We start from the raw sequence: 12,259 nt of genomic DNA on the forward strand, positions 1-12,259 counted from the left end.
CGTAGTCCGCGTACTGCACCGGCAGCGGTGCCCACGCCGGGAACTCGCCCTGCGAGCGCGCGATGTAGGCCTGCATCAGATCCCGGGTGAGCGGACCCGCCGACGAACCGTCGGCCGAGATGTGGTGGACGACCAGCGCGAGCACGTGGTCGTTGTCGGCAAGCCGGAACATCCGCAACCGCAACGGCACCTCGGTGGTGACGTCGAAGGTGGTGGACCCGAGTTCGTGGACGGCCGCAAGGATCTCGTTTTCGGCGACGGGGACCGGGGTGAGGTCCTGTTCGGCCTGGGCGGCGGGCACGACGACCTGGATCGGGCCGTCGGCCGTCTCCGGGTAGTAGGTGCGCAGGATCTCGTGCCGGGCGACGAGGTCTCCGACCGCCGCCTGCAGCGCCGCGACGTCGAGCGTCCCGGTCAGCCGGATCGCCATCGGCACGTTGTACGCGGCGGTGTCCGTGTCGAAGCGGTTGAGGAACCACATGCGCTGCTGCGCGAGCGAGAGCGGGATGCGCTCGGGACGCGGCCGCGCCTCGAGCGGGCGCCGTGCGTCGGCACTCTGATGCTGGACGGACACCGCGAGGGCTTCGACGGTGGGCGACTCGAACAGCGCGCGGATCGGCACCCGGACGTCGAGAGCGGCACCGAGCCGGGAGGCGACCTGGGTGGCGAGCAGCGAGTTGCCGCCGAGGGCGAAGAAGTCGTCGTCGAGACCGACCTGCTCGAGACCGAGGACCTCGGCGAACACCCGCGCCACCGCCTCCTCCGTGACGGTGGTCGGAGCCCGGAACTCCCGCGCCTCGAACACCGGCGCGGGCAGAGCCTTGCGGTCGAGCTTGCCGTTGACGTTCAGCGGCAGCGCCTCGAGCACCACGAACGCCGCCGGCACCATGTACGACGGCAACTGCTGCGCCAGGGACGACTTGAGTTGTGCCGCATCGATTTCCGCACTTCCGGCCGGAACGACGTAGGCCACGAGCTGCGCGCCGCCGCGGTCGTCGTCGCGCGCGATCACCGCCACGTCCCGGATGCTGCCGAGTCCGCGCAGCGCGGCCTCGATCTCGCCGAGCTCGATCCGGAAACCACGCACCTTGACCTGGAAGTCCGTGCGGCCCACGTACTCCAGCCGGCCCGCCGCATCCCACCGCACCAGGTCACCGGTGCGGTAGAGCCGCTCACCGGCACCGAACGGGGACGCGACGAACCGCTCCGCCGTCAGATCCGCCCGCCCGTGATAACCGCGGGCCAGCTGCGCACCCGCCAGGTACAACTCACCCGGCACCCCCACCGGCACCGGCCGCAGCCGCCCGTCGAGCACGAACACCCGCGAGTTCCATTCCGGCACACCGATCGGCACCGACACACCCGCGGCGTCGTCGACCTCGTGGAAGGTCACCGACACCGCCGCCTCCGTCGGACCGTACAGATTGTCCAACCGGGCCGCGTTGTGCGCCAGGAACCGACCCGCCGTCGCCGCCGGCAACGCCTCACCGATCGCGAGCACCTGCCGCAGCGAGTTCGCCAGGCTTCCGCCGGTCTCGACGAGCAGCGCCTCGAGCATCGAGGGCACCACGTGCAGCGTCGTCACGGACTGCTCGGCCATCAGGGTGTTCAGATAACCCGGGTCGCGGTGCCCGTCCGGCGCCGCGATCACCACCCGGCCACCACAGACCAGCGCCGACCAGAACTCCCACACCGACAGATCGAACGTCGCCGCCGTCTTCAGCAGCACCGCATCGTCGGCACCGAGCGCATACTCCGCCCGCTTCCACACCAACTGGTTCACGACCGCCCCGTGCGGCACCGCCACACCCTTCGGCCGACCCGTCGACCCCGACGTGAAGATCACATACGCCGTGTTCGACGCCCGCAACGGCGCCCGCCGCTCCGCATCGGCCACCGGAGCACCCGACAACGCCGACAGATCCGCGGTATCGATCGCCAGAGTGCGGACAGACCCCTCCCCCGGCACCTCGAACCCGTCGCGCCCGGTGGTCAGCACCACCACCGGCGCCGCCACCTCGAGGACGTACCCGGTCCGCTCGGCCGGCTGATCCGGATCCAGCGGCACATACGCACCACCGGCCTTGGCCACCGCGTACATCCCCACCAGCAACTCCACCGACCGGCGCATCGCCAGCGCCACCGTCGACTCCGGCCCCACCCCGACAGAAATCAGGTGCCGGGCAAGGCGATTGACCCGCGCATCGAACTCGCCGTAACTCAGCGCCTGCCCCTCGAACACCAACGCCGGCGCCTGCGGGGCCCGCCGCACCTGCTCGTCGAACAGATCCACCAACGTCGCCGACGCATCCACCTCGTGACCGGTCTCGTTCCACGCCTCGAGCACCCGCACCCGCTCGGCCCCGTCGAGAATCTCGATATCCCCCAGCGCCACCGACGGATCCGCCACGACCGCCTCGAGCACCCGCACGAACCGCTCCGCGAAACCGGCCACGGTGCCCTTGTCGAACAGATCCGTCGCACACGTGAACGTCGCGTCGATACGAGCCGGCGTCCCGTCCTCGTCGTAGCGGTCGAAGACGGTCAGCTGCAGGTCGGTCTTGGCGAGCTCGAGCTCGAAGTTGGTCGGGGAGACGGTCAGCCCCGGCAGTTCCAACTTCGTCTGTGCGAGGTTCTGGAAGGACAGGCCCACCTGGAACAGCGGGTTCCGGGCCGTCGACCGCACGGGATTGAGCACCTCCACGAGGCGCTCGAACGGCACGTCGGCGTGCGCGAACGCACCGAGGTCCGTCTCCCGGACCTGAGCCAGGAACTCGTCGAATGCGACATCGGACTGCACGCGGGTGCGGAAGACCAGCGTGTTGACGAACATGCCGATCAGGTCGTCGAGCACCCGCTCGCCGCGGCCCGCGATCGGCGTACCGATCGCGACGTCCTCGGTACCCGACAGCCGTCCCATCAGGGTCGCCAGGGCGGCGTGCACCACCATGAACAGCGTGGCGTTGTGGCGGCGTGCCAGATCCTGCAGACCCCGGTGCAACTCGGCGTCGACGGTGAAGTGCAGCGAGTCGCCACGGAAGCTCTGACGCGGAGGTCGTGGGCGGTCGGCGGGGAGATCGATCTGGTCGGGCAGACCGGCCAGGGTCCGCTTCCAGTACTCGATCTGCTGCGCGGCGACGGAGTCGGGATCGTCCTCCGAACCGATGACGTCGCGCTGCCACAACGCGTAGTCCGCGTACTGGACGGGCAGCGGCTCCCACCCCGGGGTCTCCCCGCGGGACCGGGCCTCGTAGGCGATGGTGGCGTCGCGGGCGAGGGGTGCCATCGAGGCGCCGTCCGCGGAGACGTGATGCACGACGAACGCCAGGACGTAATCGGTGTCGGTGATCCGGAAGATCCGCGAGGCCACCGGCACCTGACGTGTCACGTCGAAGGTCGTGGACATGAACGCGACGATTTCCTCGGTGAGGTTGTCCTCGGTGACGTCGTACGGCGTCAGATCGGGCAGCGCATCGTCCACGGGGAGCACGATCTGGTGCGGTCCGCCGTCGGGATCCGGGTAGTAGGTGCGCAGCATCTCGTGCCGGCCGATCACGTCGCGCACCGCCGCCTGCATCGCGGCGAGATCCAGCTCGCCCTGGAGTCGCACCGCGAAGGGAATGTTGTCCACCGCGGAGGAGGTGTCGAACTGGTTGAGGAACCAGTACCTCTGCTGGGCGAGCGACAGCGGCACCCGCTCGGGACGCGGTGCCGCCTCGAGCGGGCGCCGGGCACCGGTACCGATCTGGCGGCCGACCTCCGCGGCGAACGCCTCGACGGTGGAGGTCTCGAACAGCACCCGCAGCGGCACCGACGCGTCGAGCGCCGCCCCGATCCGCGAGACCACCTGCGTGGCGATCAGCGAGTTGCCGCCGAGCGCGAAGAAGTCGTCGTCGAGACCGACCCGCTCGAGACCGAGCACCTCGGCGAACACACTCGCCACGATCTCCTCCACCGGAGTCGTCGCGGCACGAAACGCCTTGACCTCGAACACCGGCTCCGGCAACGCCTTCCGGTCCAGCTTGCCCGACGCGTTGAGCGGCAACTCCGCGAGCACCACGAACGCCGACGGCACCATGTACGACGGGAGGTGCGCCTCGAGGGTGCGACGAGCGAAGGCGTCGTCGAACGCTCCGGCCGCCGGGACGACGTACGCCACCAGCTGCTCGGCACGGACCAGCGCGACCGCCTGGGCCGCCTCGGTGTGTTCGACGAGGGCGGCTTCGATCTCGCCGAGTTCGATGCGCAGACCACGCAGCTTGACCTGGAAGTCCGTGCGGCCCAGGTACTCGAGCTCCCCGCCGGCGGTCCACGTCACCAGATCACCGGTGCGGTACAACCGCTCCCCCGCCGCCCCGAACGGGTTCGCCACGAACCGATCCGCGGTCAGATCCGACCGGCCGACGTACCCGCGCGCGAGCTGCACACCCGCCAGATACAACTCACCCGGCACCCCCACCGGCACCGGATGCAACCGCCCGTCGAGCACGAACACACCCGTGTTCCACACCGGCGCACCGATCGGCACCGACACCACATCCGCGTCGGTCACCTCGTGGAACGTCACATCCACCGCGGCCTCGGTCGGCCCGTACAGGTTGTGCACCGCCGCCCCCGGGACCAGCGTCCGCAGGCGCGCCGCGACGGCGCCCGGCAGTGCCTCACCCGAGGCGAAGACGTAGCGGAGCGAAGGCAGGTCGGCCACGGTCGGCTCGGCGACGAACACGGCGAGCATGGAGGGCACGAAGTGGACCACCGAGACGGACTGCTCGGCCATCAGCGCAGCAAGGTAGGCGGGGTCGCGGTGCCCGTCCGGGGCCGCGACCACCAACCGCGCCCCCACCTGCAACGGCCAGAAGAACTCCCACACCGACACATCGAACGTGAACGGCGTCTTCTGCAACACCACATCCGCGCCGGTCAGCCCGTACCGCCCCTGCATCCACACCAGACGATTGACGATCGCCGCATGCGAGACCGCCACCCCCTTCGGCCGCCCCGTCGACCCCGACGTGAAGATCACATACGCCGTGTTCGACCCCCGCAGCGGCGCCCGCCGCTCCGCATCGGACACCGGCGCACCCGAGTACCCCGACACATCCAACTCGTCGAGCACCAGAGTGCGGACAGAGCTCTCCCCCGGCACCACGAACCCGTCCCGCGTCGTGGTCAACACCACCACCGGCGCCGCCACCTCGAGGATGTACCCGTTGCGCTCGGCCGGCTGATCCGGATCCAGCGGCACATACCCGCCCCCGGCCTCCACCACCGCATACATCCCCACCAGCAGATCCACCGACCGGCGCATCGCCAACCCCACCAGCGACTCCGGCCCCACCCCCACCGACACCAGATGCCGCGCCAACCGCCGCACCCGCCCGGCGAACTCCCCGTACGTCAGCGACACACCGTCGAACGTCACCGCCGGCGCCTCCGGCGACCGCCGCACCTGCTCCTCGAACAACCCCACCAACGTCACCGCCGGCACCGCATGCCCCGTGTCGTTCCACACCTCGAGCACCCGCGACCGCTCCCCCGGCTCGAGGATCTCCAGATCCCCCACCGCCACCGACGGATCGGCCACCACCTCCTCGAGCACCCGCACGAACCGCGCCGCGAACCCCGCCACCGTCGACGCATCGAACAGATCCGTCGCATAGGTGATCCCGACCGCGTACCCGACGGAATCGGCTGTCTCGGAGGCCGTTTCGGCGAGAGAGAACTGCAGGTCGAACCGGGCGGTCGCGGCGTCGAAGTCGAGGCCCGAGACGGTCAGGCCCGGCAGCTCGAGGGCTCCCGTCGCCTGGTTCTGGAAGGACAACATGACCTGGAACAGCGGGTGCCGCGCCGTCGACCGGGCGGGATTGAGCACCTCCACCAGCCGCTCGAACGGCACGTCCGCGTGCGCGAACGCGTCGAGGTCGGTGCCGCGCACCCGCGCGAGCAGGTCCTCGAAGGACTCCCCACCCTCGACCCGGGTCCGCAGCACCAGGGTGTTGACGAACATGCCGACGAGGTCGTCGAGTTCCTGCTCGCCGCGACCGGCCACCGGGGTGCCGACGGCGATGTCGTCGGTCCCCGACAACCGCGCCAGCAGCACCGACAGCGCCGCGTGCACCACCATGAACGGGGTGGCGTTGCGCTCACGTGCGACCCGTCCGATCGCGGCATGGAGTTCCGGTCCGAGCGAGAACTCGTGCACCGCACCCGCGTTGGAAGCAGACGCCGGCCGGGGACGGTCGGACGGCAGGTCGAGCTGATCGGGCAGTCCGGCGAGCGCGCCGCTCCAGTACGCTTCCTGACTCGCGATGACCGAGTCCGGGTCGTCCTCCGAGCCGAGGATCTCCCGCTGCCACAACGCGTAGTCGGCGTACTGCACCGGCAGGGGCTCCCACTCCGGTTCACCGCCGGTGGCCCGTGCCGAGTACGCCACCACCACGTCACGGGTGAGCGGCCCCATGGAGAAGCCGTCGGCCGCGATGTGGTGCACGACGAGGACGAGAACATGCTCGGTTGCGGACACCTCGAACAACCGCGCCCGGAACGGCACCTGCGTCGACACGTCGAACCCGGCCGAAGCCATCGTCAGGACCTCGGCGATCAGTTCGTTCTCCGAGGCCGGAATCGGCGACAGATCCGGAATCACCCGCGAGGTCGGCAACACCTGCTGGTACGCCACGCCGTCGGCGTCCGGATACACCGTCCGCAGGGATTCGTGCCGGGCGAGCACATCGGCGACCGCCACCTGCAGGGCGTGCCGGTCCAGCAACCCGGACAACCGGATGGCCAGCGGGATGTTGTTCACCGCGGAGTCCGGTTCGAATCGGTTCAGGAACCACATGCGGCGCTGCGCCAACGAGAGCGGAACCCGCTCGGGCCGCGGGCGTGCCACCAACGGCACCCGGCTGCCGGCGGAGTCGGCCTGCTCGAGACGGGCCGCGAGCGAGGCGACCGCCGAAGCCTCGAACAGGGTCCGCACCGGAACCGCCGTGCCGAGCGCGGCGGCGAGCCGGGAGATCACCTGCGTGGCGACCAGCGAGTTGCCGCCCAGTTCGAAGAAGTCGTCGTCCAGACCGACCCGTTCCACGCCGAGGACGTCGGCGAAGACCCGCGCGACGATCTCCTCGACCGGGGTCGTCGGAGCCCGGAAGACCCGGGCTTCCTGCTCCGGTTCCGGCAGTGCACGCCGGTCGAGCTTGCCGCCGGGCGTCAGCGGGATCGAGTTCAGGACCACGACCGCGTGCGGCACCATGTAGCTCGTCAGGAACTGTGCCACGGAGTCCCTCACGGCGGCGCCGTCGAGTTCGGTGCCAGGCTCGGGAACGACGTAGCCGACGAGCTGCTCACCCCGCTGCCCGTCCCGGCGCACCGTCGCAACCGCTTGGGCGACGCCGGCGCACCGCGCGAGAGCCGCTTCGACCTCACCGAGTTCGATCCGGAAACCGCGGATCTTCACCTGGTCGTCGGCCCGGCCGACGTACTCGACCACCCCGGTCGTCTCGTCCCCGGGGGAACCGGACCACCGCACCACGTCACCGGTCCGGTACATCCGGCTGCCGTCGGTGGCGTACGGATCGGCCACGAATCGCTCGGCGGTCAGCCCGGCCCGGCCCAGATACCCACGGGCCACCTGAATTCCCGCCAGGTACAGCTCGCCCGGAACACCCACGGGCACCGGCTGCAACCGGTCGTCGAGAACGAGTACCCGCATTCCGCGGACGGGGCCGCCCATCACCACCGGTTCGCCGGGTAGCAGGGCGTCACTGATGTTCGAGGCCACCGTCGACTCGGTGGGACCGTAGGCGTTGAAGAACGCGCGGCGCGATCCGTCGGGCAGGATCGTCGCCCAGCGTGCCACCAGGCCCGGGGAGCACGCCTCGCCGCCCGTGATCACCACGCGGACGCAGTCGAGGCCCTCGGGATCCACCGAGCCGAGGGCCGCGGGGGTCACGAAGGCATGGGTGACCGCCTCCCCGGCCAGCAGACCGGCGAGTTCGGCGCCGCCGTACACCGAGGTCGGCGCGACGACCATCGTCGCGCCCGCACCGAACGCCAGCAGCAGTTCGAGCACCGAGGCGTCGAAGCTCGGCGACGCGAAGTGCAACGTGCGGGAGTCGGCGGTGACCGCGTACCGCTCCACCTGTTCGGCGCAGAAGTTCACCACTCCGGCATGCGCGACCACGACGCCCTTCGGCGTGCCCGTCGTGCCGGAGGTGTAGATGACGTACGCCGGGTGTGCGGGAAGCAGGGAGCGCACGCGTTCGGCGTCGGCCACCGGTCCCGCCGGCAGTCCCGCGCCGGCCTCGATCGCTTCCTCGAGCACGAGCCACGGAACGGAATCCGGTAGCGTAGCGAAGGTTCCGGCTGTGGCGATCCCGAGCACCGCGCCGGAATCGGAGAGCATGTAGGCGATCCGCTCGGTCGGGTACGTCGGGTCCACGGGGACGAACGCGGCACCGGCCTTGACCACCGCCCACAACGCCGTGACGGACTCGATCGACCGGGGCACGGCCACGGCCACGCGGTCTTCCGGTCCCACACCACGGGAGATCAGCATCCGGGCCAGACGCGACGACGTCGCGTCCAGATCCCCGTACGACACCGACCGGCCGTCGAACCGCAGGGCCACGGCCGCCGGGTCGCGACGCGCGGCGAGGGCGAGGATCTCGGCGAGGGTGCCGCCGGCCTCCGCGGCGGCACCGTGCACGGACGTCAGTGCCTGTCGCTCCGGTGCCGAAAGGAGGGCCATGTCGCCCACGGCCCGTGCCGGGTCGGTGGCGACGGTCTCGAGCACCCGCAGCAACCGGCGCACGAGGGTCGCGACGGTCGGCTCGTCGAACAGGTCGGTGGCGTAGAGCAGGTCGCAGGCGAGACCACCGGGTTCGCCGTTCTCGTCCACGGTGTCGGCGAAGATGAACGACAGATCGTACTGCGACTGTTCGCGGTTCGCGGTCACGGGACTGATCGCGAGCTCACCCAGTTCGAGGCTGGTCTGTTCGAGATTCTGGAAGGCGAGCATCACCTGGAACAGCGGGTGATGGGACTGCGACCGGACCGGATCGAGTACCTCCACGAGCCGTTCGAACGGGACGTCCGCGTGACCGAAGGCGGCGAGGTCGGACTCGCGCACGCGCGCCAGCAACCGGGTGAAGGGCTCCCCCGGCTCGACCTCGGTGCGCAGCACGAGGGTGTTGACGAACATGCCGATCAGGTCGTCGAGTTCCTGCTCGCCGCGACCGGCGATCGGAGTGCCGATGGTGACGTCCGCCGAGCCCGACAGGCGGCTGAGGACCGCCGCCAGGGCGGCGTGCACCACCATGAACGGCGTCGTCCGGGTCTCGTGTGCCAGCCGGACGAGACCCCGGTGCACCGATTCGCCGACGGTGAAGGCATGCACCGCGGCACGGTTGCCGGCGACCGCCGGCCGCGGCCGATCCGTGGGCAGGTCCAGTCGCTCGGGTACGCCGTCGAGCCGACGTGTCCAGTACTCGATCTGCTGGGTGACGACCGACTGCGGGTCGTCCTCCGAGCCGAGGGCCTGTCGCTGCCAGATGGCGTAGTCGGCGTACTGGACGGTCAACGGCTCCCACGCCGGTGCCTCGTGCCGGGTCCGGGCGTCGTAGGCGACCATGACGTCCCGCGTGAGCGGACCCATCGAGAATCCGTCCGCGGCGATGTGGTGCACCACGAGCACCAGCACGTGCTCGGTGTCCGACACCCGCAGCAGACGTACGCGAACGGGCACCTCGGTGGTGACGTCGAATCCGGCCGAGACGATCTCCGCGACCGTCGGCACGATCTCGGACTCGCTCACCGCCGACGGCGTGAGCGCCGGGTTCACGTCAGAGGTGGGCAGCACCTGCTGGTAGCCGACGCCCTCCGTCTCGGGGTAGACGGTGCGCAGCACCTCGTGCCGGGTCACCACGTCCGCCACGGCCGCCCCGAGCGCGTCGACGTCGAGCGCCCCGGACAGTCTCAGGACGACCGTGATGTTGTTGACCGCCGAGCCGGGATCGAGGCGGTTGAGGAACCACATCCGCCGCTGCGCCAGCGACAACGGCACCCGTTCCGGCCGCACCTGCGGCACCAGCGGGGGCCGGTGGGAGTCGCCGGCGGCCATCGCCGCGTCGACGAGCGTGGCGAGCTGCGCGGCGGTCGGGGCGTCGAAGAACTCCCGTACGTCGATGCGGACCTTGTGGTCGGCGTTGATCCGCGCCACCACGCGCGTGGCGCTCAGTGAGTTGCCGCCCAGGGCGAAGAAGTCGTCGTCGACGCCGAGCCGCTCGACGCCGAGCACACTCTCGAACGCCGCGACGACCGTTTCCTCGGTGGGGGTGCTCGGTGCGCGGTATTCGGTTGCCAGAACGCTGAAGTCGGGCTCGGGCAGCGCTCCGCGGTCGAGCTTGCCCGACGCGTTGAGGGGAAACTCCGTCAGTTCCACGAACAGCGACGGCACCATGTAGTCCGGCAACCGCCGGCGCACGGCCGCAGCCAGCTCGGTGCGGTCGACCGGTTCACCGTCGGTGACGAGGTAACCGACGAGGTGATCGCCGAGCGTCTCGTCGGAGTGCACGACGACGACCGCCTGCCGGACCCCGGGGTGGTCGAGCAGGGCGGATTCGATCTCGCCGAGCTCGATGCGCAGGCCGCGCAGCTTGACCTGGAAGTCGGTGCGCCCGACGTACTCGATCAGACCGTCGGTGTTCCATTTGACCAGGTCACCGGTGCGGTACATGCGATCGCCCGGCGCACCGAACGGATCGGCGACGAAGCGGTCCGCCGTCAGGTCGGGCCGGCGCAGGTAGCCGCGTGCGAGCTGGATGCCCGCGAGGTACAGCTCTCCCTCGACCCCCTGCGGAACGGGCCGCAATCCCTCGTCGAGCACGTAGAGATCGGTGTCGGCCACGGCCGCACCGATGGGGACGACGGTGTCGTCGCCGTGGGTCTCGTAGTAGGTGACGTCGACCGCGGCCTCGGTCGGGCCGTACAGGTTGTGCAGCCCGGCCGTGGAGATCGCGTGGAACCGGGCGACGGTCTGCGCGGGCAGCGCCTCACCCGAGGCGAAGACGTACCGCAGCGAGGTGACGGCCGCGGCGGTCGGCTCGGCGAGGTAGACCGCGAGCATGGAGGGGACGAAGTGGGCGACGGTGACCCGGCGCTCGATCATGGTCTGCGCCAGGTAGGCGGGGTCGCGGTGACCGTCGGGCAGCGCGATCGACAGTCGCGCGCCCACCTGCAGCGGCCAGAAGAACTCCCACACCGACACGTCGAACGTGAAGGGCGTCTTCTGCAGCACGACGTCGTCGCCGCGCAGCCCGTACTCGGCCTGCCGCCAGGCGATGTTGGCGACGATGGCCCGGTGCTCGACGGCGACGCCCTTCGGACGGCCGGTGGAGCCCGAGGTGAAGATGACGTACGCGAGATCGTCCGCGGTCAGGGAGCCGAGCCGTTCGTCGTCGCGCACCGGGTCCGCGGACACGGCCGCGAGGTCGAGGGTGTCGACGAGGACCACGGGTACCGAGGCCGGCAGGTCCACGCGGTCCCGGGCGGTGGTGACCACCGCGACCGGTTCGGCGATGTCGAGGACGTAGGCGATGCGGTCCGCGGGGTGGTCCGGATCCAGCGGCACGTAGGCGCCGCCGGCCTTGACGACGGCGTACATGCCGACGAGCAGGTCGAAGGATCGCCGCATCGACAGGCCGACGCGGGTGTCCGGGCCCACGCCGAGCCCGATCAGGTGCCGCGCGAGCCGGTTGACGCGGGCGTCGAACTCCGCGTAGGTCAGGGTCTCGCCGTCGAATTCGAGGGCGACCGCGTCGGGGGTCGCCGCGACCTGCGCGTCGAACCGGCCCACGAGGGTGCCGAGGTCGGGTCCGGCGGGGGCCACGGCGGCGTCACCGAGGACGGCGGCGGCGTCGGCGAGGAGACCGTCGAGCACGGCGGGCAGCCCACCGTCGGCGAGGAGCCCGGGCGCGAGGTTGGACAGCACGACGGGGACCAGCGCCTCGATCCCGAGCACGCCTCCCATCGCGGCGTCGAGGGTGGCGATCTCCTGCTGGAGCCGGCTGTAGGTCAGCTGCGTGTCACCGTGGGCGAGGGCGACGCGGTCGGGCTCGCGGTCCACGACTCCGGCCAGCAACCGGGGCAGGTCTGCGATCGTCAGCGCCTGCTTGCCCGACGTGCCTTCAGCCATCTACTTCATCCTCCGATACCTCTGCGTGTCGCGCACTGTCGTGCGCGCTCCGTCCGACCCCGTGGC

Annotated in this window: 1 protein-coding gene (cut by a window edge); it reads right to left on the bottom strand. The window is 70.6% G+C overall.

The genetic code is table 11. The features are described from left to right. On the bottom strand, positions 1-12,193 hold the 5' portion of the coding sequence (locus F1734_RS19180) for a non-ribosomal peptide synthase/polyketide synthase (RefSeq protein WP_203010921.1). It extends 17,354 nt beyond the left edge of the window; only the first 12,193 of its 29,547 coding nucleotides appear in the window; its start codon is at positions 12,191-12,193; its stop codon lies off the left edge, out of view. Between the last annotated feature and the right edge of the window lie 66 nt (positions 12,194-12,259).

The organism is Rhodococcus ruber, from assembly GCF_016804345.1.
GTDB lineage: Bacteria > Actinomycetota > Actinomycetes > Mycobacteriales > Mycobacteriaceae > Rhodococcus > Rhodococcus ruber.